This window comes from Psychromonas sp. KJ10-10 (assembly GCF_047323245.1).
In the GTDB taxonomy this organism is placed as follows: Bacteria; Pseudomonadota; Gammaproteobacteria; order Enterobacterales; family Psychromonadaceae; genus Psychromonas.
On sequence record NZ_CP178826.1, the window covers coordinates 1,457,468 to 1,483,486 of the forward strand.

The window sequence follows — 26,019 nt, forward strand, 5'->3', positions numbered from 1 at the left end:
AAACCATTCAAGAACTATTACAAAACGATATTATTCTTCCATCTTCATATTTTAAGACATTTGACCAAAATGCAAAAAAGGTAAGTATTGAAATAAATGATGAAGAATTTGAAAACGAAGTGAGTTCGGTAATAGTCGACGAGTTGCGTGATATCAATAGCTATATGCAAAAGACTGTTAAAAATATTGATTCTTTAACAGATGTTACAGAACCAAGCTCAAAAAGCGATTCAGGATAAAGATAATATTAAGCTAGATTCCTTAGGCTATGCATTAGCAGACCATGAAAAAAGAAATGCAGGCTCTGAAGGATCTTATTTATATTGATCCCTTAACAAAAACATTTAATAGAAAGTGGATTTATAATCACGCGGTGGATGAGCAGGGGGATTTTCAGGATAAAGGTATATTGCTTTTTATCGATATTGCTGACTGTGATTATCTTGCTGAAAAGTACGGGAATCTTATTGTGGATAACGTTATTCTTTATATTGCTAAATTTTTAATGCAAAAATTTGGCAAAGAAAAAATACAATTTGAAATTGCTCGGTATAGTAATGCTCAGTTTGTTTTGTTTATCAAAAAAGACACTATAGATAACATTTCATCTTTTTTAACTAATGCTCGTGTAGAATTGTCGAATACAACGTTAAAAAGTAAATCAGGTTTAATGTTTAAGGCAAATTTTAATTTTGGTATTGTAAAGTATAGTCAGCATGAAGCGTTTCAAATGATGCTTGAAAAAGCATCTAGCTTAGCCACTCAGGAAAAAGAAGCTATTTGATGTTGTATGATTAATTATAAAAAAAGCGCTAAAAGCGCTTTTTTTATAATTGAATCGATTAGGTTAATTAATCGCTTCTATTCTAATTCACCACAGAAACGGTAGCCCTCACCGTGGATAGTAGCAATAATTTCTGCACTTTCCGGTACACTTTCGAAATGTTTACGTATACGTCTGATGGTCACATCAACCGTTCTATCTTGGGCTTTTAATTCCCGTCCAGTCATCTTCATTAATAATTCTGCACGAGTTTGTATTTTTCCTGGATTTTCAATGAAATGTAACATTGCACGGAATTCACTACGAGGCAGTTTGAATAGATCACCGCGAGGGCTGATCAGTGCTCGGCTGTCAATTTCTAAAGTCCAACCACTGAATTTGTAGTTTTCAACTTTTTTACGCACTTCTTCAAAGTAAATATTATCCTGCATCGTACGAGTTAATAAGTTACGCGTACGGATAGTTAATTCACGTGGATTAAATGGTTTAGTAATATAATCATCGGCACCAATTTCAAGACCTAGTATTTTATCTACTTCATTATCGCGACCTGTTAAGAAAATCAGCGGAATGGTTTGAATTTCTCTTAGTTCTCTGGCTAATAACAATCCATTTTTACCTGGTAAATTGATATCCATAATAATTAAATTGATACTGTTATTACTGATAACATTATGCATTTCGTTACCGTCATTAGCTTCAAAAACTTGATAACCTTCTGCTTCAAATACACTTTTTAGTGTATTTCTTGTCACTAACTCATCTTCAACGATAAGTATATTAGCTGTAGACATACGTCTCTCCTATTTTTAAATTCTGTATTCTTTAAATGCTTAATAACGGGTTTAATTATTGATTAACGTTAAAGACAACACGGAAATGAGATGGCTTGTGTTTTACTTCGAATATATTAACGATAACGGATTTAAACAATTATTTTACATGTATAGCTGTTATGTTGATGTAAATCGCACCTTTTGTACCTTGATATTTGATGAATGTGACATTCAACATCTTATATCTCGCTATTTTAGGGGAATACTATAAATAGTTAACATAAAGATAACAACTAGATTATTTATTACAGGATAAATTAGAGATTGTTCCTTGACATGTATCAACCTGCTCGTTCAACTAAGGGCTTATATGGTGTGAATTTAATAGACAAAAATTATAAATACGGTTATTAATCGACGAATTGTTTAACACTCTTAAAAGCTTTGCTACAATGCAATTTCGTTTTTTATCTAATAAGAAGTTAATTTAAAGTATGTTTCAGTGTTTATTTCATCAATTTAACCTTTTTTCAGCCGTTCTTTATAAACAATCGGCAAGCATTGTTAAATTAATGAGATGAACCATTTTTAAAACCCGCGACTTTTTGCGGGTTTTTTTATATCAGAAAGTAGGAATTTTAAATGCGTGTACTTAAATTTGGCGGACATCATTAGCAAATGCCGAACGTTTCAATCAAGTTGCAGATATTGTTATCAATAATCAGCAACAAACTCAAATTGCTTTAGTGTTATCAGCGCCTGCTGGTGTCACCAATAATTTGGTTGCTGTGGTAGATAAAACCAGCCAGGGTTTATCTGCAGAGACACATTTAGTTGATATTCAACGCATATTTGCAGACTTAATTAAAGGTTTAAAAAGTACCTATTCTGAATTGGCTGATGAATTATTAAAAACGATTTTTGAACGTGAGTTAAAACATTTAAGTGATTTGCTTGAAGGGGTGCGTTTATTATCTCAGTGTCCTGCTAGCATTGAAGCACAAATTTTAAGTAAAGGTGAATTGCTTAGCATTGCTTGCATGAAACAGCTACTGATTGCTAAAGGTCATACGGTTGAAGTTATCAAACCTCAATCTATGTTGATTGCCAAGAAAGGTGGTTACCTTGAAGCGCAAATCGATATTGAAACATCACGAGCTTTGTTTGAGAAACAAGACATTGTTAAAAATGCCATTTATTTAATGCCTGGTTTTACCGCAGGTAACGAAGAAGGCGAAACATTAGTACTTGGACGCAATGGCTCAGATTATTCTGTCGCTGTTTTAGCCGCGTGTTTAAAAGCAGAGTGCTGTGAGATTTGGACCGATGTTGATGGTGTGTACAGTCGCGATCCGCGTTTAGTAAAAGATGCTAAGTTATTAAGCTCACTAAGTTATGCAGAAGCGATGGAGCTTTCTTATTTTGGTGCAAAAGTATTACACCCTAAAACAATCGCACCGATTGCACAGCATCATATTCCTTGTTTGATTAAGAATACCCATAATCCACAGGCGCCAGGTACTTTAATCGGTGCCGAGCAAAGTGATGAGGAATTACAAGTGAAAGGGATTTCAGACCTTAAAGATTTAACCATGATCAGTATTTCTGGTGCTGGTATGAAAGGTATTGTAGGCATGGCTGGACGTATATTCAGCACTGTATCTCGTGCCGGTGTTTCTATTATATTAATTACCCAATCATCATCTGAATATAGTTTGAGTTTTTGTATTTCTTCTGCCGATTCTGAGAAAGCTGTAGATGCTTTAAAAGAAGAATTTAGCTTAGAATTTGCTAATAACTTACTTGAGCCTCTTGAGCTTATCAAAGAACAGGCAATCATTTCCCTAGTGGGCGATGGCATGAAAAAGGCAAAGGGCGTTGCCGCTCGTTTCTTAACAGCATTAACAGAAGCATCAATTAATATTACAGCGATTGCTCAGGGCTCTTCAGAGCGTTCTATTTCTGTGGTTGTTTCTGAGAAAAAAGCACAGGAAGCGGTAATTGCTTGTCATCAAAAATTCTTTGCTAGTGTGCAATATATTGATGTATTCCTAATTGGTTGTGGTGGTGTTGGTGGCGCATTAGTTGATCAAATCTATCGTCAGCAATCTCGACTAGCAGAAAGTCATATTCAAATTCGTGTCTGTGGCATTGCAAATAGTCGCGCTATGTTGATGGATGCTCAGGGTATCTCCTTAGATAACTGGCGTGATCTGTTAAAAGACGAAACGTCACCATTATCATTGTCTAAAATGCAAACGCTGGTTAACGAGTCTCATATTATTAACCCTGTGATCGTTGACTGTACAAGTAATGATGCGATTGCCGCGCGTTATGTTGACTTTTTAGGTGCTGGTTTCCATGTTGTGACAGCAAATAAAAAAGCCAATACTAGCAGTATGGATTATTACAATCAGCTACGTTTAACGGCCTTAATGAAACGTCGTAAGTTCCTATACGATACAAACGTAGGTGCTGGCTTACCGGTTATCGAAAATATGCAGAACCTATTTAATGCAGGTGATCAACTGGTTAAGTTTAATGGTATTTTATCTGGTTCATTATCCTTTATTTTTGGTAAATTAGATGAAGGTAAATCATTTTCTGAGGTAACAACAGAAGCGCGTAACATGGGCTTTACAGAGCCAGATCCTCGTGATGATTTAAGTGGTACTGATGTTGCGCGTAAGTTACTTATTCTAGCGCGTGAAGCAGGTATGGAAATTTCACTGGAAGACGTTGAGATTGAACAAGCATTACCACCTGGTTTTGATGATACAGGGACGGCAGATGAGTTTATGGCTCGTTTACCAGAAGCGGATGCTTACTTCAAAAAATTACAAGCAAAAGCGGATGAAAACAATCAAGTATTACGTTATATCGGCAGTATTGTAGATGGAAAATGTAAATGTAGTATTGAAGCCGTTGATGCGGAGGATCCACTCAATAAAGTGAAAGACGGTGAAAATGCCTTGGCATTTTATAGTCAATATTATCAACCGATCCCATTAGTATTACGCGGTTATGGTGCAGGTACTGAAGTAACTGCGCCGGGTGTTTTTGCGGATGTTTTACGTACCCTCAACTGGAAGCAGGAATTTTAATATGTCTCTTGTCGTTTACGCACCGGCTTCAACTGCAAATGTGAGTGTTGGTTTTGATGTATTAGGAGGCGCTTTAACGCCTATCGACGGTCAGCAACTTGGTGATCGAGTGAAAATCAGTGAAGGTAATGAAGCCTTTACTTTTAGCGTCGTCGGGCGTTTTGCAGATAAATTACCGACAGATCCTAAAAAGAATATTGTTTTTGATTGTTATTTAGCCTTCAAAGAAGCGTTATTAAAAACATCAACAAGCCTATTAAATGTTGATATCACTTTAGAAAAGAACTTACCAGTCGGAAGTGGATTAGGCTCTAGTTCAAGTTCTATAGTGGCGGCCTTAGAAGCTTTAAATGCATTGCACAAACATCCTCTTGATGAAAGCGTTATGCTTGCTATTATGGGTGAAATGGAAGGTATTATCAGTGGTGGCGTGCATTATGATAATGTTGCTCCCTGTTATTTAGGTGGCATGCAATTGATGATCAATGAAGGAGGGGTTATTAGTCAAACTATCCCTTCATTTAAACATTGGTATTGGGTAGTTGCTTACCCTGGTATTACTATTTCAACGGCAATCGCTCGTGATATTTTACCGGCACAATATCGCTTAAGTGAGACACTAACTTATGGTCGACGCTTAGGTGCTTTTGTTCATGCTTGTCATAGCGATCAACCTGATTTAGCATCTAAAATGTTAAAAGATGTGATTGCAGAGCCCTATCGGGCACAATTAATCCCAGGTTTTAAAGAAGCACGTTTGTTTGCTGAACAATGTGGTGCTTTAGCGATGGGTATTTCAGGATCCGGTCCAACGGTTTTTGCTGTGATGACGGATCTTAATCAAGCTCAATCTTTACAGAATTGGTTAAACGAAAATTTCCTTCAAAATGATGAAGGATTTTGTCATATTTGCCACCTTGATGAACAGGGTGCGCGCGTGTTAGGAACAGAACTATGAATTTATACAACATCTCCGACAATACTGAGCAAGTCAGTTTTCAACAAGCCGTTAAACAAGGCTTAGGACGTGGACAAGGGCTATTTTTCCCGGATACCATCACGCCTTTAAATGATATTGAAGGATTGCTTAAGTTAAATTTAGTTGATCGCTCAACTGAAATTTTATCGCACCTTATCGGTGACGAGTTGAGCAAAGATACGATTCATAATATTGTTTCTCAAGCATTTACCTTTGAAGCACCGGTTAAGAAAGTAACAGACTCAATCAATGCCCTTGAACTTTTCCACGGACCAACACTTGCATTTAAAGACTTTGGTGGCCGTTTCATGGCGCAATGTTTAGCTTCGTTTAAAGAGCAAGATAAAAAAATCACAATTTTAACGGCAACCTCTGGTGATACTGGTGCCGCTGTTGCGCATGCTTTTTACGGTATGGAAAACATTGATGTGGTTATCCTTTATCCGAAGGGAAAAATTAGCCCATTACAAGAGAAGTTATTTTGTACATTAGGTGGCAACATTACTACGATTGCAATTGAAGGTACATTTGATGACTGTCAAGCGATGGTAAAACAAGCATTTGATGATCAAGAACTAAAACAAGCGATTGGTCTAAATTCAGCAAATTCAATTAATATCAGTCGTCTTGTTGCTCAAATTTGTTATTACTTTGAAGCATTTGCTCAACTAGATGAAACGCAACGTAAAGATTTGGTTGTCTCTGTGCCAAGTGGTAATTTTGGTGATTTAACAGCTGGTTTATTAGCAAAAGCATTAGGTTTGCCAATCAAACGTTTTATTGTCGCAACTAACGAAAACGACACAGTACCGCGTTATTTAGCTGGCGAAGCTTGGACACCTAAAACAACTATTCCAACACTTTCAAATGCGATGGATGTAAGTGCTCCAAATAATTGGCCTCGTATCGAAGAGTTATTTAAAGTGAAAGGTTGGTCTTTAAGTGAATTAGGTTACGGAAAACTGAGTGACCAAGAGACTAAAGAAACCTTAGTTGCGATGGATAAATTAGGTTATTTATGTGAGCCTCATGGTGCAATCGCTTACAGTGAACTATCAAAACAATTAGCAGAGGGTGAAACTGGTTTATTCCTTTGTACGGCACACCCTGCAAAATTCAAAGAAAGTGTAGAAGAAATTCTAGGTCGCGACATATTTATACCTGAAGAGCTTGCTTCACGTGCTGATTTAGCGTTACTTTCTAAGGAAATGCCTGTGGACTTTGCACAGGTACGTCAATTGCTAATGTCGTTATAATTGCTTATCAATAGCAGGTGATAGACTAAACAACAAAGAAGATTAATTAAAAGAGCGTTTTAAACGCTCTTTTCTGTTTTTGGAAAGGAGCTAAAAATGGGTAAAGTCTTAAATGATCTATTGGATCAACTTAGTTTAGAAAAATTGGAAGAAAATTTATTTCGAGGACAAAGCCAAGATCTCGGCTTGGGACTTGTATTTGGTGGGCAAGTAATGGGACAAGCCATTTCTGCCGCCAAAGATACGGTATTAGAAAACCAACGTGTTCATTCATTTCATTCTTATTTTTTACGTCCAGGGAAAACCGATAGGCCGATCGTTTACGATGTTGAGCGAATTCGAGATGGACGCAGTTTATCTGCTCGACGCATTAAAGCGATTCAAGATGGCAAAGCTATTTTTTATATGACAGCTTCCTTCAAGGCTCCTGAAAAAGGCTTTGAACATCAAGATGAAATGCCAAATGCTCCCGCACCTGAAGATTTAATTTCTGAACAAGAAATGGCGCTGATCCACTCCGATATTCTTCCTGATAGTATTCGCGATAAGCTTGTTTGTGAAAAGCCTATTGAGATGCGCCCTGTAAGTTTTGTTCATCCCGTAGAGCCCGAAGTAGAGCCAGCTAAACGACTTGTGTGGTTTAAAGCGAACGGCAAAATGCCAAATGATTTGCGTATTCATCGTTATTTGTTAGCTTATGCTTCAGATTTTAACTTCCTACCAACCGCGTTACAGCCACATGGTGTTTCCTTTTTGTCAGAGGGCATGCAGGTGGTCACGATTGATCATTCCATGTGGTTCCATCAAGACTTTCGATTAGATGAATGGTTGCTTTATGCCGTTGAAAGCACTGTTGCTTCAGATGGTCGAGGTTTAGTGCGCGGTCAAGTTTTTACTCGTGAAGGTGTATTAGTAGCATCAACGATACAGGAAGGTTTAATTCGCAAAAAACATCTTAAAAAGGCAACAAATAAAGAGTAATTAGGAGAAATATTTACCTTATTTATTGCTTAATAAATTCAACTGCAAATTTTTTAATATTTTTGCAGTTGCCCCCCAAATAAAATAATTCTGGTAGCTAATACAGTAAGTATAAGGACGTTGCTTATTGGCAACTAAGTGTTGTTTATGGATATTGCCTTCATCTAATAAAAAATGTAGTGGCACTTCAAAAACTGACTTTACCTCCTGTTCATCTATATTAAGTTTTAATTTTTTATCAATTAAAGCAACAAAGGGGGTTACTTCAAAACCGCTGTTTGTTTTAAAAGGGGTAATTGGCCAATGATGTCGACTAAACTAGGATGAATACCAATCTCTTCATGAGTTTCTCGGATTGCAGTTTGTTGTAAACTATGGTCAAAATGCTCATATTTTCCACCTGGAAAACTAACTTGACCTGGGTGATGCCTTAGGTGCAGAGCGCGCTCGGTTAAAATAACATGTAATATGCCTTGTCGTTGCACCAGCGCAATTAAAACCGCCGCTTTTTTTAATTTTTTAGGTCGTATCTGTTGTTGCATATAGATATCATTATTTGCCTCCATTGGAGACAATAAAAAGCGCGTTAAAAATGAATCTCTATCCATAGATTGTGGGCTCTTAATGTGTTTATTTAACTCAAGAATAATTTCATGTTAAATAGCATACGCTATTTTTTACACAAAACCTTAACATCATTCGACAAAAACATTTCTTTATAGTAGCGTAGTGTTATTAACTATTAATGGAAAAACAGAGTGTTAATTTCTACTTTACCAATCCGTATTTATTACGAAGATACTGACGCTGGTGGCGTTGTTTATTATGCCAACTATATGAAGTTTTTTGAACGTGGGCGAACAGAATGTCTACGTGAAATAAATATTGAGCAGGATGCGTTACTTGAACAAAACATCGCGTTTATGGTAAAAAAAGTAGAAATGGATTGTATTCAATCTGCTCGATTTAACCAATTGCTTTCTGTGAAAACAGAGGTTGAAAGCTATCGCAAAGCAAGTCTTGTGTTTAAACAACAAATATTTAATGAAAATGGGGAACTTCTTTGTCAAGCTTCCACTCTAATTGCCTGTGTTAATCTACAGAAAATGAAACCCACAGCTATTCCAGCTGAAATTATTGAGGTAATGTCCAGTGCACGCTGATATGTCTTTTATAGGTCTATTTTTACAAGCCAGTATGCTTGTTAAATTTGTAATGTTATTGCTATTAGGAATGTCTATCTATTCATGGACACTGATTTTTTCTCGCGCGAGAATGTTAAAGTCAGCAAAAAGAGCCTTAGTACATTTTGAGGAGCGCTTTTGGTCAGGGCATGATCTTAGTCGTTTGTACAAGGAAACGGTCGCCCGCAGTGATCACATTGTAGGAGGAGAGAAAATATTCTATAGCGGTTTTAAAGAGTTTTCTCGTTTGCATCGTATGCCTGGTCGTAATGCGGATAGTGTTACCGAAGGTGCTCATCGTAGCATGAGAATTACCTTATCTCGTGAAGTAGAAGAGTTAGAGAATGGTTTATCAGCACTAGCAACAATTGGTTCAATTAGTCCATATATTGGTTTGTTTGGAACTGTTTGGGGAATAATGAACTCATTTATTGCACTTGGACAGGTACAACAAGCAACATTAACTATGGTTGCGCCAGGTATTGCAGAGGCACTCATCGCAACAGCGATGGGGTTGTTTGCCGCTATTCCTGCTGTTATTTCATATAACCGATTTGCAACGCGTATGGCAAAAATCGAAACGGCTTATATTAACTTGATGGAAGAATTTACTTCTATTTTGCATCGCCAAGCAATGACTGAAAACGAGTAAGGGCGGTTATGCAATATTCTTATCGTAGACCAAGACGTAAAATCGTTGCTGAAATAAATGTGGTGCCATACATAGACGTTATGTTGGTACTGTTGATTATTTTTATGGCAACGGCGGCTACTGTGACTTTAGGTGTTAAGGTTGATTTACCACAGTCTTCAGCAGAGCCATTGTCTGTTGATAGTAAACCACCATTGATTGCATCAATAGATAAACAAGGCTTGTATTATTTAGATGTTGGTGAAAGTGGTGAAACAGCACTGAGTGCCGATGAGATGAGTGCATTAGTAAAAGCACAACTTGATTCTGATAAAGAAGCACAATTTGTTGTTAAAGGTGACGGAGACGTACCCTATAAACGTGTTGTTGAATTAATGGTTTTATTGCAGGAGGCGGGCGTGCCTTCTCTAGGTTTAATGACTGAGCCGGTGGAAAATGAAAAATAGCACGACATTTATTGCTTTCATCACCGCACTTGCACTGCATTTGATTGTTGGTGCAGTCATGCTATTGGGTTTGGATTTTGACTTTTTAAAGGATAAACCCAAACCAGAGGCGACAGTGATAAATGCTTCTATGATCAATCAAAAGTTATTTGATGATTTAGCAGAAAAGAAAGCACAACAAAAATCCGATGTTGCAGCTGCAGAGAAAAGAGAGCTAGAACAAAAGAGACAAGAGCAAGCACGTATTCAGCGCGAAAAAGAATTAGTCGCGCAAAAAATAAAACAAGCTGAAGAGAAGCGCATCAAAGAGCAAAAGGCAGAAGCCGAACGTAAACAAAAAGAAGAAGAACGGATACTTTTGAAGAAATTGTTGCGACTAAAGAAGAAAGAGCGAAAGAAGAAGCTAAAAAAGCAAAAGCGGTACGCAGATGCTAAAAGAAAACAAGAAGAAGAACGCATTAGAAAACAAAAAGAAGAAGCTGAGCGTGTTGCAGCTGAAAAATTAAAAGCAGAAAAAGCTTTACAAGAAAAGTTAGCGAAGGAAGCAAAAATAAAAGCTGAAAAAGAAGAGAAAGAAAGACAAGAAAAATTAAAAGCAGAGCAAGAGGCGAAAGCGCGTAAAGAAGCGACAGAAAAAGCAGAACGATTACGTCAAGCAGAACTTGATAAGCAAATGCAAGAGGAGTTCGAAGATTCATTTTCGAGTGCACAAAGCTCTAAGCAACTTTCAGAGATCGCTCGTTATCAAGCGCTTATTCGCGATAAAATTAGCCGTAATTGGCAAATAGATCCAAGCATGAAAGGGAAAAGTTGTACTTTAGCGATTCGTTTAGCACCTGATGGTTTAGTACTAAATGTCACACAGAGTAAAGGAGATGCAAAATTATGTGACTCTGCTAAACGCGCGACGTTTAAAGCCAAAATATTACCGATTCCGAAAGATCCTGAAATTGCACCACAATTTAGAGATTTTGATATCACTTTAGAGCCAGAACTTTAAGGAATAATTAAAAATGTTTGTACGTATAATGTTGTTACTATCCATGTCAATTTCATTATTAACGGTTTCTGCACCCGCTTCGGCTCGTTTAGAAATCTTGATAACAGAGGGGTAAACACTGCTCGCCCGATTGCCGTGATCCCTTTTAAATGGTTAGGTGGCGGTGTGAGTCAGTATGATTTTTCTGAAATTATTGCTAATGACCTACGAAGCAGTGGTCAGTTTAGTCCAATTTCTATTGATAAAATGCCAAAAACACCTTCAAGCAGTCAAAATTTAGACTACAGCTTATGGCACGACATGGGAGTAGAAATTATTGTTATGGGGGAAGTTAGCCCTTCGCCTAAAGCAGATGAATTTATTATTACCTACGAATTATTAGATGTCGTAACAGGCAATATGGGAATGTCTGAATATTCACCAGTGATGGATAAACGTCGTAGTACCGTTAATGCAAAACAGTTTCGCCAGTTTTCACATCGCATTAGCGACGTTGTTTACGAAAAGCTTACCGGTGATCGTGGTGCCTTCTTAACGCGTCTTGCTTATGTTGCGGTTGATAATGAAAGCTCGCACCCTTACCAATTGCGTATTTCTGATTATGATGGATACGATGAAAAATTAGTTTTGCGTTCTAAACAACCTATTATGTCACCATCTTGGTCTCCTGACGGACAAAAGCTGGCTTATGTGAGCTTTGAGCAAAAACGTTCACAAATTTATGTTCAGGATTTGTATACGCAGAAGCGTGAATTAATGACTTCTTATCCGAAAATCAATGGTGCGCCTAGTTGGTCTCCGGATGGTAAAAAGCTGGCATTAGTTTTATCAAAGGATGGTCAGCCTGAAATTTATGTTTTGACGATTGCTACAAAACAACTTGATAGAGTTACTGAAAACAGAGTCATAGATACTGAACCAAGTTGGTCACCCGATGGACAAAGCTTAATTTTCTCATCTGAGAGAGGTGGACGACCTCAGATTTATCAAGTCGAGCTCACATCTGGTAAAACAAAACGCTTAACTTGGGAAGGTGAAATGAATTTAGGTGGTACAATTACGCCTGATGGTGATAGTCTAGTATTGGTGAGTCGCAATAACGGGAATTATAAAATTTCTGTGCAAGATCTTGATTCTGGAGAGTTAAGAACTTTAACTCAAACACAATTAGATGAATCGCCAAGTGTTGCGCCTAATGGTAGTATGATAATTTACAGTACTGTGTATCAAGGTAACAAAGGGTTGGCATTAGTATCGATGGATGGGCGTTTTAAAGCGCATATTCCAGCGACAAATGGTGATGTTAAGTCTCCAGCATGGTCTCCATTTTTAAATTAACTATTCAAAGTAAAATAAGGAAGAAAAATGAATTTTTCAAAAATTTCAAAAAGTTTGTTAATTGCATTACCAATGCTTGCGTTAGGTGCATGTAGTTCAAATAGTGACAGCGATGCTGACTCATCTGAAACAAACAAAAATGCGGCGAATGGAACAGGCTACAACAACAGCAAGCAATGTTGAAACAAATGTGATTGAAGCTGTTGAGCTAACAATGGAAGAGCAACTTGTTCAAGAATACACAGCTGCAATTCTAGAAAGAACAATTCACTTTGAATTTGATAAATCAACAATTGCACCACGTTTTACTTCTATACTTGATGCACATGCAAAGTATTTGGTAAACAATCCTAGCAAGTCTTTGACTATCGAAGGTCACGCCGATGAGCAAGGAACACCTGAATACAATATTGCATTAGGTGAACGTCGTGCGACTTCTGTGGCGACTTATTTAGAAAATATGGGCGTATCTTCTGGCCAATTAACAATTGTTAGTTACGGCGAAGAAAAACCTGTTAATTTCGGGCATGATTTAGCGGCTCAAGCTGAAAACCGTCGTGCTGAACTTACTTATTAATTAATTGATTAGTATGAAGAAAATGACCTTTAATGTGGCGATACTTATCGCCACTTGTTTCTCCGCCTCAAGTTTTGCGTATCGCGCCTGTTAGTGACGTTACCTCAACGACTGGTAGTGTGGGAATTCAAAAACAAATTGATGATTTAAATCGTTTGGTTGAAAGCCGTAATCGAATGCAGATACGTTTTCAAAACCAACTTGACCAAATATCTCAAGAAGTTAGTCAGATACGTGGTAGTTTAGAATTGTTTAACCATAAACTTGAACAAGTTGAAAACCGCCAACGAAATCTATATCAACTTATTGATGAACAAAAAGCTGAAATGGCTAAAGCTCCGGCGAATAATGTAGCTGGAAATAGTCAATCAGTTTCAGTAGATGAAAAATCAGCTTATCAAGTCGCAGTAGACTTAGTATTAATTGAAAAAAATTATAGCCAAGCGATTACTGCCTTTGAAGCTTTTGTGATAGACCATCCAGATTCCTCTCTTATTGCAAATTCACAGTATTGGTTAGGCCAACTACTTTATAAAGAGAAAAAACGAGAAGAGGCGCGTAATGCCTTTTTAATCGTGACAGAAAAGTATCCCGATTCAAATAAACGTGCCGATTCATTATTTAAAATTGGTATTATCGATGAATACTTAGGTAAAAAGGATTCTGCTAAGGCTTTTTATGAAAAAGTATTAAAAGAATATGCAGACTCATCCGCATGACCAGTCTTGCAAGCAAACGCCTAAAAGAAATGTAAGGCAGATAATTTAAACAAAATATAATAAATTGTTTGTTTTCTCAACAAACAGAAAGAAAGGGCAAATTTTTTGTTGCGCTCTCAAAATTATTGTATATTATACGCCGCAGTTGAGAGGGAATGTGACTTGCTTCATGTAAACCTTAACTTCGGTTTTAATGTTTTCGTATGTTAAAACCAAGCCATATTTATGTATGGAACTTTAGTTCAGTTGGTAGAGCTATTGATACACTTTTAATTTATTAAAAGGCGTATTAAGAAATAAAACCAAAACCATATTTATATATGGGCCGTTAGCTCAGTTGGTAGAGCAGTGGACTTTTAATCCATTTGTCGAAGGTTCAAATCCTTCACGGCCCACCACTTTCTTAAGTCGTCAGTTTTTAGCTGACAGCTGTTAGTTAGAATATAAATATGACCATATTTATATATGGGCCGTTAGCTCAGTTGGTAGAGCAGTGGACTTTTAATCCATTTGTCGAAGGTTCAAATCCTTCACGGCCCACCACTTCAATATAGCTATCAGCTTCAAGCTATCAGCTGTTAGTAAGAAGAAAAATATAAATTTGTAAATAACTCAGTTGGTAGAGCTATTGATACATTTTTAACTTATTTAAAAGGTGTATTGAAAAATAAAACCAAGCCATATTTATATATCGAGCGTTAGTTCAGTTGGTAGAGCTATTGATACACTTTTAATTTATTAAAAGGCGTATTAAAAAATAAAACCAAAACCATATTTATATATGGGCCGTTAGCTCAGTTGGTAGAGCAGTGGACTTTTAATCCATTTGTCGAAGGTTCAAATCCTTCACGGCCCACCACCTTCTTTAGCCGTTAGCTTCTAGCTAATCAGTTATAAGTAAGAGCTAAAAGCTGTCGACTGATAGCTCGTAGCTAAAGTATATATGGAATGTTAGTTCAGTTGGTAGAGCTATTGATACACTTTTAATTTATTTAAAAAGTGTATTGAAAAAATAAAGCCAAACCATATTTATATATGGGTCGTTAGTTCAGTTGGTAGAGCTATTGATAAACTTTTAATTTATTAAAAGGCGTATTAAGAAATAAAACCAAGCCATATTTATATATATGGGCCGTTAGCTCAGTTGGTAGAGCAGTGGACTTTTAATCCATTTGTCGAAGGTTCAAATCCTTCACGGCCCACCACCTTTCTTGAACTCTTGAATTAAAAACCTCCTCTATTTTTTCAAAATATTATTTTTCAGTATTAAATTTCTATTTAATTCGAATAGCTATTTTTATCAATATTATTCCCAAATTAATTTGCTAACTTGGCATTTTTAAGCCCCATGGTATAATTTGTTTCCATTTTAAAATCCTAGAGTCGATGATGAGCAAATTTTCACCCCTTGTTGGATCTGATTATCCATTTCCCCCAAAACCAGCTGTTTTATCTGTACAGGAAGAATCAGACTACAAAGAAAAAATAAAAAAACTATTGATTGAAAAAGATGCGGTACTCGTCGCTCATTATTATACCGATCCTGAAATACAAGCCTTAGCAGAAGAAACCGGTGGTTATGTTGCTGACTCCTTAGAGATGGCTCGATTTGGTCGTGATCATAAGGCTAAAACGCTTATTATTGCTGGTGTTCGTTTTATGGGGAAACTGCTAAGATATTGACGCCTCATAAAACAGTATTAATGCCTGAGTTAGAAGCAACTTGTTCTTTAGATGTAGGTTGCCCTGTGGAAGAGTTTAGTGCCTTTTGTGATGAGCATCCAGACCGCACAGTTGTTGTTTATGCCAATACTTCTGCCGCCGTTAAAGCACGTGCAGATTGGGTAGTAACATCTAGTATTGCCCTGGAAATTGTGGAGCATTTAGACAGTGAAGGTAAAAAAATAATCTGGGGACCTGATCGTCATCTAGGTAGTTATATAGAGAAGAAAACCCAAGCAGATATGATCATGTGGCAGGGCGATTGTATTGTACATGATGAGTTTAAAGCCTCTGCATTACGAGATATGAAAGCAATTTATCCTGATGCGGCTATTCTAGTACACCCTGAATCTCCGAAAAGTGTTGTAGATATGGCTGACGTAGTTGGTTCAACTAGTCAATTAATTAACGCAACTAAAACCTTACCTAATAAACAACTGATTGTTGCTACAGACACAGGTATTTTCTTTAAAATGCAACAAGCTTGTCCGGATAAAGAACTCTTTGTCGCACCAACGGCTGGAAATGGTGCAACCTGTAAAAGTTGCGCTCATTGTCCGTGGATGGCGATGAATGGTCTTAAAGCTATTCATAGTGCGCTAGTTGATACTTCTGGACATGAAGTAAATGTCGACGAAAGTGTCGCCAAAGGTGCATTAGTTTCACTTGATCGCATGCTTCAATTTGCGACGAGAGCAGACAGTTGAAAGTAAAAGGGAATGCTTAACTTTGGTGTAACTACTCAGGGCGTCGCTATTTAAGCTAATTTCATCGTTGAAAAATGCTCATTTAAACCACTAAACTGCGCTTTTTCGCCTTGAACCAAGCATAAATAGCTTAGACCTGAGCATTTACTCTATATTTTTTGGTAAACAAAATACTTGGAACTTAATTAAGTGTTCAATAGATATATTTTGGTTAGCTAGAAAGGAGTGGGAAAATGCACCGACTAACCCAAGATGGTAATAATTATTCAGTTAATTATAAAAGAGGTTATGTCGATTGGTTTCCCGCTTTCCGAAGTCAAACAGTCAAAGGTGTTTTTGACTTTGCTTATGCAATGAGTTTTGCAAAGCAAGGGGCACATCGAGACCATCGCAGTGGTGGTCATCATCATCGTAAAAATGGTGAAGTTTTTATTAATGCACTGCAGGGGAAGTTATCTGAACTTGCCGTGTATAATTACTTTTATCAATTTAATCATTCGCTTTTTCAGCAATTATCACTCCCTGATTTTGATATTTATGGCTTGTCAGAATGGGATGATTGTGACTTAAAACTTAAGAATAAATGTTTCTCTATAAAGTCGACCAAGTTTTATGGTGATTTGTTGTTACTTGAATGCAAAGATTGGGATAAATTAGGTCATTATAAACCTAATCAAAATAACCAAAAAACAAGTCATTTTGATTATTTTATTTTAGTGAGAATAAAGCCAGATGGAGAAACGTTATTACGATCAAAGCAATTATTATATGCAGATGATGTTGAAAAAGGCTTTTTGTTTGAGTTAATAACAAAACAAGAGTGGCACTTTGATATTCCTGGTTACTTAAGCCATAAAGATTTAATGAGCCTAATTACAGATCAACAACGTTTACCTCAAGGTGCCTTGTTAAATAACAGAATAAAAATGGATGCAGATAATTATTATGTTCAAAGTGGTGATTTACGCAGTCTTGAAAAATTAATTTCGGAAATGAAGAATGAATTATAAAGTAGGCAGTTTATTTGCCGGCGTCGGTGGTGTTTGTTTAGGATTTAAAAATGCTAAAAATAATCAAGGTGGTTATCAATTAGTTTGGGCAAATGAAATAGATGAGAATGCCACAAGAACATATCAACATAATTTCGAACACCCTTTAATTGCCGGGGATATTGAAAAAATTGTTCGTCCTGAGAGAGAAGAAAACGAAGACTTACGTTTAGTTTACGAAAACAAAAAAGCAAAAATATTATCTGAGCCAGTTGATATTTTAACCGGAGGATTTCCTTGTCAAGCTTTTAGTATTGCAGGTGGTCGTAAAGGTTTTGACGATCATCGTGGTAACCTTTTTTACAGTATTATTGATTTAGTAAATGATCTAGATGAAAGCGCTCATAAACCACGTATTTTGTTTTTAGAGAATGTTAAAAACTTACACGGGCATGATAAAGGACGTACTTACCAAGTTATTAAATCTGAGCTAGAAAAAACGGGTTATATCATTAAAGAAGCTGTTTTAAATACTAAAGAATTCACAAATTTACCGCAAAATAGAGAGCGACTTTTTATCGTTTGTTTTTTAAATCAGTCCGATGCAGACAGGTTTACTATGTTTGAACGACTTGATGATTACAAATTAAAACATAGTGATGAAGCGCTAAAAGAGAATATAAGTCAGGTTCTTGATTTGGAAAAAGATAAACAACAATTACAGGCTTATTATTATACTAGCAATAAGTACCCTAATTACTTTTTAAGTGAAGCGCAATATAACCACTTACCAGCTGATAAACGTAAAAAAGAACGCATTAATATTACAGAACAAATCACCGATGAGTTTGAGTTTTATCAAGTCCGTCGTGGCATGTATGTGCGTAAAAATGCGAATGGTGTTTGTCCTACCTTAACAGCTAATATGGGTACAGGTGGACACAATGTCGCACTGATTAAGGTCAAAGATGGGGTGCGTAAACTAACGCCAGCAGAAACCTTTAAGTTGCAAGGTTTTCCCGTTGGCAATGGCTATTCATTGCCAGGGAAAATGGCTAATGGGCAACTTTATAAGCAAGCTGGCAACGCTGTTTCAGTAGATTTGATTACCTTAATCGCTAATGAACTACTTGAGGTTTTACAAGCTTGTGATTAGCAGAGTTGACAAATAGGCTGTATAATCGATTCAATTTTACCTTTAATAATTAAGAGACTCTATGATCACAAATGATGTTTTACGACGTGTACGTTATGCGCTTCAACTTAACGATAAGAAAATGCTAGAAATTTTTGCTTCAGTTGATAATGCAATTGATGAAAACTACTTACACAGTATCATGAAAAAAGAAGGTGAAGAGAACTTTGTTTTTTGCCGAGATAGTCTTTTGTCTTTATTTTTAGATGGTTTAATTAATGAAAAACGTGGTAAAAAAGAAGGTTCTAGCCCAGTTATTCTGCCAGCTAAAGCTATTTTAAGTAACAATGATATTCTACGTAAATTACGTATCGCATTAAACTTTAAAGAACAAGATATGTTAGATGCGTTAAGCTCTGCTGAGTTTCCTGTTTCTAAATCTGAGCTTTCAGCGCTATTTCGTAAAAAAGATCACCGCAACTATAAAGAATGTGGCGACCAGTTATTACGTAACTTTTTAAATGGCATTACAAAACGTTTTCGTGGCACTGATTCAGAATCTAACGCTTAAGCATTGTAAAATTTAAATCTTACCTAAAAGCCAAACATTTGTTTGGCTTTTTCGTTTTTATCTCAATATTGTGCTAAATCATGTTTTATTCTGATACTTCACTCTGTCAAATCATCTTCATTGTTCTTACACAGTTATGCATCCTTCTTACACATTTAAATTTTATGATTGTTGATAATAAAAACTAATGTGTTTTATGCCATTCATTTAAAGTGAATTTGGTATAAGGTATAAATAGAGGAATAATAATGAAAGTTATCGACAATTTAAGTAGTTCAAAATTAAGTAAAGCAAGCATTATCATGCTCAGTTTAATGTTAGGCGCCTGTGATAGTTCTAGCACTGATGATGATTCAGATTCTACTGATAGCAGTTCAAGTTCGAGTTCAACTTCCACAGCATCTGCTTCATATGCGATTGCTGATTCAGCGCAAACAATTTGTTATGACAATAATGAGGAAATCAGTTGCCCATCTTCATCAAGCGAAGATTTTTATGAGCAAGATGCGCAAATAATTAACGGTAGTTCACAGAGCTACACTGTCAATATCAGTAGCGATGGAGATGAAACCGTGACTGATAATGTCACTGGTATAATTTGGACTCAAAGCCCTGAAATGACAGGTGATGATGATATTACTAGTGCGGATAAAATGTCTTCTGACGATGCACTGAGTTATTGCGACTCTCTTGATTATGCTGGATACACAGATTGGCAACTTCCTAATATCAAACAGCTGTATTCTTTAATGAACTTCCAGGGCACTGATCCCACAACAGACTATACGGATACCTTAACGCCTTTTATTGATAATAGCGTGTTTGATTTTGCTTACGGAAGTACTGTTGATGAACGTATTATTGACTCACAATATGCGACAACCTCTAAGTTTTATAATGGTCAAGGCACTGAAATGATGTTTGGTGTTAACTTCGCAGATGGTCGAATAAAAGGGTATACAGAGGAATTCTTCACGGGTGATAAAACCTATTTTGTTTTGTGCATGCGAAGCAATACAGATTATGCGACTAATGATTTCGTCGATAACGGTGATAATACTATCACGGATAATGCAACTAACCTGATGTGGGCGCAGTCCGATAGTGGCTCTGATTATGATGCAACAACAGGAGTTGTCACAGAAGCAACTGGATTTGATTATACCTTGCTTGATTGGACTGATGCGGATAATGATGGCTTGCTTGTTGCTGATGATACTGACTTGGCAGGTGCAATGCTTTGGCAGGATGCATTTACCTATGTAAATAATATGAATGATATTGCTTACCTAGGTTATAGCGATTGGCGTTTACCAAATATTAAAGAATTACATAGCTTAGTGGAATATACAGAAGAATTAGTCGCAACGGATTACGCCGTTATAAACGATGTATTTAATATCACTGTGATCACAGATGAAAATAGCGATGATGACTATGGCCTTTACTGGAGTAGCACTACACATGCGACCGATGGTGACAGTTATGGCGATACGGATTATGGAAGTGCAGGCGCTTATGTTGCTTTCGGGAAAGCGCTTGGTTATGACGAAGATTCGGCAACTTGGATTGACGTTCATGGCGCAGGCGCACAAAGAAGTGATCCTAAAAGTTGGGATGGTATAGATTATTCTGGTGGTTCAGGCCCTCAACTCGATAGTGTACGCATTTATAATTATGTGCGATTAGTGCGAGATATTGATTAATTGAATTAAAATTAACGCCTTAGCTATTATGAGTGTAGATACTGCAATCATCTACACTCTTTTAGCTTCTTGTTTGCTTGTGATCTTTTTGTGTGGCATCGTTACTATCATTTCTTCAAATAGATAAATCATTAAATAAGTTTTTAGATGAGGTGGAACATGAAAACGTTATTTTTCACAGTGATGATATTTTTAACCGCCTGTGTGTCCTCAACTAATCTTACTAATAATGACTATCGTGGTGTTGTGATTGGTATGCCCGTAGATAAAGCCTTAAGTCTACTTCCTCACTTTTTAATTGATAGGGAAGAAGATTCAGATTGTTATTATTTGCATCACCCTGAAGAGAATACAGACTTATATATTATGATTATCGATGACACCGTGGTGCGCTTTGATGTTTTTGATAAACAAGCAAATATCTTCACTCAAAACAATATTGGTATCGGCTCGAGTAAACAAGATGTGCTTAAAACCTATCAGAAAGTAAAAAGCCAACCCCATGAATATTTAGGCGAAGCAGGCGAGTATTTAGAAGTGACTTTACCATCGGGAAATGGACTTATATTTGAAACTGAATTTGATGTTGTTGGGCAATATAGATTAGGTCGCTACCCTGAAGTGCAATACATAGAAGGATGCCTATAAATCGGACTGAGCTATTGTTTTCGATTTATCTTCCCGTCTTATAAAGGGTGGAGGGGAATATTAAATAGTAGACACAATCACTGAATACTTTAATCAGCATGATAGACTGATATTTAATGTTTCTTAATAGGAGCCTCTTAATATGAATGATCATGGTATTTTTAGTTTAAATCTAGATGGTAATATATTAACTGTTGAAGGTTGTGGACCATGGAATATGGAAGCGATGAAGATCTCGTTTGCTAATGCTGAGCTGATGTTAGAAATACGCGGGAAGGTTAAGTGGGGTATTATTGCTATCATACACGGCGATCCTGTTCACACCCCAGATGCGGCTGAATTGCTTGTTGAACAAATAATAGAAGATAAAAAACATGGGCGTATCGCAACAGCATTTATTTTGAGCGACTCGACTGCTCCTTATTTTGGTAAACTGCATTTTTCTGAATTGTGCGCTAAAGCTGATGAAACCTGTGGCTTTTTCGATAACGTTACTGATGCCGACATTTGGATGAAAACTAAACTTGCCGAATAATAATAACTGTTAATAATTTAACTTATTCTGTTGTCGCTAAATAATTACCTGTCATTCACATTTTAAGGTTTTCCCAGAAACCAATATCCTTATTGTTTTCCTCCAAAAATGAAACCTAGCAGGCATTAATATTGATACCCTTTAATAACTCTGTAATATAAAACCTTTAATCTGGCTAGCAAAATAACGAAGATGAATATGACCGTTAATTTTAAACATGAATACGATTTTGACCCAACGTATGGATACAACTTGGAACAACTTAAAAAAGTTGATGCGAGCATAGCTCCGGATGATTTTGCTGAGTTCTGGCAACAAAAATATGAACAAGCTTTGCAAGTAAACCCGTTTCTCAGTCTCCAAGACACAGGGAAAGTACATAATCATTGGCGCGTTTTCGATTGTTATTATACCTCAAATGATGGGGTCCGTATTGGTGGATGGTTGCTTTTACCAACAAAGGGTAAGGTTGAATCAGGTGTTGTTTGGGCTCACGGTTATGGTGGTCTAGAACAACCAGATACAAGTTGGAAACTAAATAACACGGCTATATTAATCCCATGTTTGCGAGGCATTGGTCGTAGTGCACATCCGCCAATTTCTAGTGATCCTTACTGGCATGTTTTACATAATATCCAAGACAAACATCAATACGTGCTTGGCGGTTGTGTGCAGGATATTTGGTGTGGTATTTCCGCATTATTAACCTTGTTCCCCAATATAAAAGAAAGAATTGGTCTCATTGGTAGTAGTTTTGGAGGAGGATTAAGCATCTTTGCGAGTGCATTTGATGAGCGTATTCAGCGTAGTCATTTCCACGTGCCTACTTTTGGTAATACCGAGCTACGTATGAACATGCCAACGGTTGGCAGTACTCAGGCACTCATTGATCATTCTGACAATAAAGACCTGCATACCACTTTAAGTTATTTTGATACATCAAGTGCGACTAAATACTTGACTCGACCTACGCATTGGGGGCTAGCGTTATTCGACCCATATGTTGCACCTCCAGGTCAATTTAGTGCTTACAATGCTTGTAAAGGAAATAAAACGTTATTTGTACTTAACGCTGGGCATTTTATTTATCGGGGCGAAGGCAAACAGCGTTCTGAATTAAGGCAACAAGTTGAAGATTTTTTAATTATTAGGAGTAAATAATGCATCGTGAGTACCATAAATGGTGGAGCCCTAATCTTAACCGAAATATGGAATTTCTCATATTTGGCCACGCAGGTGCAAAGGTGTTGGTATTTCCCACTCGAGATGGTCGATTTTATGAACATGAAAGCTTAGGCTTGATTGATTCTATCGCCGATAAAATCAACGATGGCCACGTTCAACTGTATTGTATAGACAGTATAGATAGTGAAAGTATGTACTGCTTTTGGGCACATCCTCATGGGCGAATTCAACGCCATATGCAATATGAGGAATATATTCTGCAAGAAGTCATACCATTAATGTCACGTATGAATTCTCATCCCTGCACCATTTCCCATGGTTGTTCCTTAGGGGCTTATCAGGTCGCAAATATATTTTTTCGTCATCCTCACTTATTCCAAAAGTTGGTCGCTTTCTCTGGGCGATATGATCTGACTTGGGGAGTAGAGTCTTTTACTGACCTCTTTGATGGCTACTATAATGAAGATATTTATTTCCATACACCTTCCCATTTTTTGAAAAGTATCACTAACTCCGAACAACTCCGAGAAATTCAAAATAGCGACATTGTATTTACTATTGGTAAGGAAGATCCTTTTTTAGAAAACAACCATTTAATTAGTGAAATACTTAATCAAAAAGGAGTCGAGCATCGAATGTATGAGTGGGATGGAAGGGCACACAGAGGGCGTTATTGGCGCAAGATGTTACCGCTGTATTTGTAGCCTAAGGTTTATTTTAAGTGGTTAGCTTAGGACAACCTAGGCTTCTTCTTTCAGCGTAATATTTGAACGTTAAATATCCGTAATTGGCATAATAGCAATCTGCCTTTCGATATTATTTGAATTCAATAATATCTATTTAACCTCAGCTCTGGATAATGGAAGCGAAATAACATTAAATTTCAATAACTTAAAAAATATATAATGCAGAGCTGTTAGTTTTGCTTATCCAGAACTGAGGTTATTTACGTTCTTGTTTGTACTTGTACATACGTTGGTCAGCTAAGGATAAGCACTCAGATTGATTTAGGGTTTCAAAACTCGTTGCAATTCCAAAACTAAGACCAGCTTCTTTCCATCCTATTTCACGTAAGTCTTGCTCAGTTTTTAGCAGAATATTAGACAACTTGATTAATAGAGCTTCAGATTCTTGTTTATGTTCTATAGAACTACCCAAATAAACTCATCTCCACCGCAACGAAATATAGATCCTATTCCCTTTAAATTTGCTTTCATTAAATTAGCTGTTTCGACTAAAAATCTATCTCCTTCATCGTGACCGAATTTATCATTAATCTTTTTAAAATTATCAAGGTCAATAAAAGTGATGCAATAGTGCCCGGTTAAACTATTCAGCTTTTCATTTTGAGCAAAACGATTGCCGATTTTAGTTAATGGATCGATACGTGAAATAACATAACTGCGATTAAACTCTTTTTGTTGTATTTGCATCCATTTAGTTAAACAAAGAAGAATACACATACAATCAATGGTTAATGCTATTTCTACAATAAGTTCAGTCGAAATGTCCCAACCAATTTTATAGAAATTCGTTAATACATATCCAGCTAACGCTATGCCGTATATAAGGTTACCGAGTAAATAATATTTTGCCCTATAATCTTTTTTTGATTGCATAAATATTCCGGTACCTATACAAAGTGGGATCCATATTACTGCAATAATATGTGATATTAAGTGGCTGATTGTGAAGGGTAAAAAGAGCATTAAAATGCCTAACATCAAACTGATTATTGATAAGAGGTTTAATACTTTTGACAACTTAGGATATTCTGATTCACAGTTAAATAACAATTTAGTGAATTGGCAGGCAGATGTGACAACAAAAGGGAACAACATTATACCACTATAAACAAGGTTAATACCCGGTACGTTGAATAGGTAACCTAAGCTTCCTGATGCAGAGCAAACCAACCTAAACCCTGTATGCCTATATAACCCGTACATGCCAATGTAACTAAATATTTCGTTCTGATATATATGAAGAAAGCGATTAAAGCCAAGGTTATCATGACGGTAAATGATATTGAGTTAAGAGAGTTTATAACAAACTGATTACGGTAGAACTGCTCTTTATTATAAAACTTGATTAGAACAGGTTTTGCGAAAGTTTTGGCTTGTACATAAATCCAAAGCGTACCAGTTTCTTTATTCTCTAATGGTAATGAAAATACTTGTGAATGAGCGAATCTTGGCGCGCTACTTGTTATTTGACCAAAGTCTTCTAATGCTTTGGCTTCTCCATTTTCGGGTTGCCAATAAGCACTTCCTATATCTAAATAAACGGCATTAACATTAACAAACCAAGTATCACTTTCTCCTTTGGTATTGCTTAATTTTATCTTTGTTACATAAGCACCATTACCACCAAATGTTGATTTTATTGGTTTACCATCTTTATATAATTGATTTAATACGGGGAAGCTAGGGGAATTATCTAATGAGTCCGCTTGTATCCATAGGTTATGTTCATTTAATTCAATGTTATCGGTGCTATTAAGCTTTACATAAGACTGCGCATTTATCGTACTGATATTAGTAAAAAAAGAGACAGTGCATATAGTGTAAATAGAGTGATTTTTGTTTTCATATTATTTGGCTTTATTTAGCATTTTAAATCCAGTGAAATTGCAAAAAATAGCATCGTAAATTTAATGGAAACGGGTATGTATTATTTTTCACATTGGCAACCAAATCATGGTTCATACTAATACTAGTATACTTTTAAAATTTAATTTGAACTCTACGTATCCTGTTTTGCGGAAGTAGCATTACCGAAACAATGATTATTGAATCTGAGTTGGATTTATTCTTTGCAAGAAAAATTAAAAAATTAAAAAATTGAACAAATAAATGAACTAATTTTATATTCTCACCGTAATAAATTGAGTATCTATGATTTATTTGAATTAGAGGCATAAACTGCACATTATTCAGTATCATTTCTTTTTTGGGCCAATTAATGAAAATGAATCAATAGAAGATTAACCAAACCAAGAATCAATTTTAGTAGGGCTGATAAA

At 36.4% G+C, this 26,019-nt stretch carries 23 protein-coding genes, 4 tRNA genes and 3 pseudogenes; 26 read left to right on the plus strand and 4 right to left on the minus strand.

Translation table 11 applies throughout. The annotated features are described in order from the left end of the window. Window positions 1-283 precede the first annotated feature (283 nt). Window positions 284-784 carry a GGDEF domain-containing protein gene (locus ACLKMH_RS08330; protein WP_413701582.1) on the plus strand — a complete coding sequence of 167 codons (501 nt, stop codon included), beginning with the start codon at window positions 284-286 and terminating at the stop codon, window positions 782-784. 77 nt (window positions 785-861) lie between these two features. Here the strand turns inward: ACLKMH_RS08330 and arcA are convergent, their stop codons facing one another. Next, entirely contained in the window at window positions 862-1,578 is a 717-nt protein-coding gene (arcA, locus tag ACLKMH_RS08335; protein WP_413701583.1) for a two-component system response regulator ArcA, read from the minus strand. 624 nt (window positions 1,579-2,202) lie between these two features. On the opposite strand from arcA, the pseudogene thrA reads away from it, so the two are divergent. The 4 genes and pseudogenes from thrA to tesB all read left to right on the plus strand — a co-directional run bounded on the left by thrA (window position 2,203) and on the right by tesB (window position 7,880). Then, window positions 2,203-4,664: pseudogene (gene thrA, locus ACLKMH_RS08340) on the plus strand (bifunctional aspartate kinase/homoserine dehydrogenase I). A gap of 1 nt (window position 4,665) precedes the next feature. Beyond that, complete coding sequence (thrB, locus tag ACLKMH_RS08345; protein WP_413701584.1) at window positions 4,666-5,622, plus strand: homoserine kinase; 957 nt, start codon at window positions 4,666-4,668, stop codon at window positions 5,620-5,622. Continuing rightward, entirely contained in the window at window positions 5,619-6,899 is a 1,281-nt protein-coding gene (gene thrC, locus ACLKMH_RS08350) for a threonine synthase (protein WP_413701585.1), read from the plus strand. The genes thrB and thrC overlap by 4 nt, the downstream gene beginning before the upstream one ends. Before the next feature lie 96 nt (window positions 6,900-6,995). Then, a complete protein-coding gene (tesB, locus tag ACLKMH_RS08355; protein WP_413701586.1) occupies window positions 6,996-7,880 on the plus strand; it encodes an acyl-CoA thioesterase II in 885 nt (294 codons plus the stop codon). Window positions 7,881-8,140: 260 nt separating this feature from the next. Here tesB and ACLKMH_RS08360 read toward each other — a convergent pair whose 3' ends face one another. Then, window positions 8,141-8,488, minus strand: a complete 348-nt coding sequence (locus ACLKMH_RS08360) for an NUDIX hydrolase (protein WP_413701587.1) — start codon at window positions 8,486-8,488, stop codon at window positions 8,141-8,143. A 150-nt stretch (window positions 8,489-8,638) separates the two neighbouring features. Between ACLKMH_RS08360 and ybgC the strand changes: the two genes are divergently transcribed. The 21 genes and pseudogenes from ybgC to ACLKMH_RS08465 all read left to right on the plus strand — a co-directional run bounded on the left by ybgC (window position 8,639) and on the right by ACLKMH_RS08465 (window position 23,698). Then, window positions 8,639-9,043, plus strand: coding sequence for a tol-pal system-associated acyl-CoA thioesterase (ybgC, locus tag ACLKMH_RS08365; protein WP_413701588.1), 405 nt, complete (start codon window positions 8,639-8,641; stop codon window positions 9,041-9,043). After that, window positions 9,033-9,716, plus strand: a complete 684-nt coding sequence (tolQ, locus tag ACLKMH_RS08370) for a protein TolQ (protein ID WP_413701589.1) — start codon at window positions 9,033-9,035, stop codon at window positions 9,714-9,716. Before ybgC ends, tolQ begins: the two co-directional genes overlap by 11 nt. 8 nt (window positions 9,717-9,724) lie before the next feature. Further along, on the plus strand, window positions 9,725-10,162 hold the full coding sequence (tolR, locus tag ACLKMH_RS08375; RefSeq protein ID WP_413701590.1) for a protein TolR: 438 nt from the start codon (window positions 9,725-9,727) through the stop codon (window positions 10,160-10,162). Further along, window positions 10,152-11,162 (plus strand): cell envelope integrity protein TolA, encoded by a 1,011-nt coding sequence (tolA, locus tag ACLKMH_RS08380; RefSeq protein ID WP_413701591.1) that lies wholly within the window; start codon window positions 10,152-10,154, stop codon window positions 11,160-11,162. The genes tolR and tolA overlap by 11 nt, the downstream gene beginning before the upstream one ends. A gap of 13 nt (window positions 11,163-11,175) precedes the next feature. Further along, a pseudogene (tolB, locus tag ACLKMH_RS08385) lies at window positions 11,176-12,500 on the plus strand (Tol-Pal system beta propeller repeat protein TolB). A 27-nt stretch (window positions 12,501-12,527) separates the two neighbouring features. Then, window positions 12,528-12,683 carry a hypothetical protein gene (locus ACLKMH_RS08390; protein ID WP_413701592.1) on the plus strand — a complete coding sequence of 52 codons (156 nt, stop codon included), beginning with the start codon at window positions 12,528-12,530 and terminating at the stop codon, window positions 12,681-12,683. Continuing rightward, complete coding sequence (gene pal, locus ACLKMH_RS08395) at window positions 12,649-13,077, plus strand: peptidoglycan-associated lipoprotein Pal (RefSeq protein WP_413701593.1); 429 nt, start codon at window positions 12,649-12,651, stop codon at window positions 13,075-13,077. The genes ACLKMH_RS08390 and pal overlap by 35 nt, the downstream gene beginning before the upstream one ends. 32 nt (window positions 13,078-13,109) lie before the next feature. Beyond that, window positions 13,110-13,796, plus strand: coding sequence for a tol-pal system protein YbgF (gene ybgF, locus ACLKMH_RS08400; protein ID WP_413701594.1), 687 nt, complete (start codon window positions 13,110-13,112; stop codon window positions 13,794-13,796). 322 nt (window positions 13,797-14,118) lie between these two features. Beyond that, window positions 14,119-14,194 (plus strand) — tRNA-Lys (locus ACLKMH_RS08405). A gap of 69 nt (window positions 14,195-14,263) precedes the next feature. After that, a tRNA-Lys gene (locus tag ACLKMH_RS08410) sits at window positions 14,264-14,339 on the plus strand. Window positions 14,340-14,579: 240 nt separating this feature from the next. Continuing rightward, window positions 14,580-14,655: transfer RNA gene (locus ACLKMH_RS08415), tRNA-Lys, on the plus strand. Between the two features lie 270 nt (window positions 14,656-14,925). After that, window positions 14,926-15,001: transfer RNA gene (locus ACLKMH_RS08420), tRNA-Lys, on the plus strand. A gap of 184 nt (window positions 15,002-15,185) precedes the next feature. Then, window positions 15,186-16,225, plus strand: a pseudogene (nadA, locus tag ACLKMH_RS08425) (quinolinate synthase NadA). A gap of 233 nt (window positions 16,226-16,458) precedes the next feature. Beyond that, window positions 16,459-17,235: a hypothetical protein gene (locus ACLKMH_RS08430; RefSeq protein WP_413701595.1), complete on the plus strand. Its 777-nt coding sequence runs from the start codon at window positions 16,459-16,461 to the stop codon at window positions 17,233-17,235. Beyond that, entirely contained in the window at window positions 17,225-18,370 is a 1,146-nt protein-coding gene (locus ACLKMH_RS08435; RefSeq protein WP_413701596.1) for a DNA cytosine methyltransferase, read from the plus strand. Before ACLKMH_RS08430 ends, ACLKMH_RS08435 begins: the two co-directional genes overlap by 11 nt. A gap of 61 nt (window positions 18,371-18,431) precedes the next feature. Beyond that, window positions 18,432-18,920, plus strand: coding sequence for a DUF1456 family protein (locus ACLKMH_RS08440; RefSeq protein WP_413701597.1), 489 nt, complete (start codon window positions 18,432-18,434; stop codon window positions 18,918-18,920). A gap of 248 nt (window positions 18,921-19,168) precedes the next feature. Beyond that, window positions 19,169-20,626, plus strand: a complete 1,458-nt coding sequence (locus tag ACLKMH_RS08445; protein ID WP_413701598.1) for a DUF1566 domain-containing protein — start codon at window positions 19,169-19,171, stop codon at window positions 20,624-20,626. A gap of 159 nt (window positions 20,627-20,785) precedes the next feature. Beyond that, the gene (locus ACLKMH_RS08450) at window positions 20,786-21,274 is read left to right on the plus strand and encodes a hypothetical protein (protein WP_413701599.1); all 489 of its coding nucleotides are present in this window, start codon (window positions 20,786-20,788) and stop codon (window positions 21,272-21,274) included. 142 nt (window positions 21,275-21,416) lie between these two features. Continuing rightward, window positions 21,417-21,809 carry a hypothetical protein gene (locus ACLKMH_RS08455; RefSeq protein ID WP_413701600.1) on the plus strand — a complete coding sequence of 131 codons (393 nt, stop codon included), beginning with the start codon at window positions 21,417-21,419 and terminating at the stop codon, window positions 21,807-21,809. Window positions 21,810-22,061: 252 nt separating this feature from the next. Then, on the plus strand, window positions 22,062-22,970 hold the full coding sequence (locus tag ACLKMH_RS08460; RefSeq protein ID WP_413701601.1) for an acetylxylan esterase: 909 nt from the start codon (window positions 22,062-22,064) through the stop codon (window positions 22,968-22,970). Then, entirely contained in the window at window positions 22,970-23,698 is a 729-nt protein-coding gene (locus tag ACLKMH_RS08465) for an esterase family protein (protein ID WP_413701602.1), read from the plus strand. Before ACLKMH_RS08460 ends, ACLKMH_RS08465 begins: the two co-directional genes overlap by 1 nt. Before the next feature lie 238 nt (window positions 23,699-23,936). Here the strand turns inward: ACLKMH_RS08465 and ACLKMH_RS08470 are convergent, their stop codons facing one another. Further along, on the minus strand, window positions 23,937-24,152 hold the full coding sequence (locus tag ACLKMH_RS08470) for a hypothetical protein (RefSeq protein ID WP_413701603.1): 216 nt from the start codon (window positions 24,150-24,152) through the stop codon (window positions 23,937-23,939). Then, entirely contained in the window at window positions 24,137-24,943 is an 807-nt protein-coding gene (locus ACLKMH_RS08475; protein ID WP_413701604.1) for a diguanylate cyclase, read from the minus strand. The genes ACLKMH_RS08470 and ACLKMH_RS08475 overlap by 16 nt, the downstream gene beginning before the upstream one ends. Window positions 24,944-26,019: the final 1,076 nt, after the last annotated feature.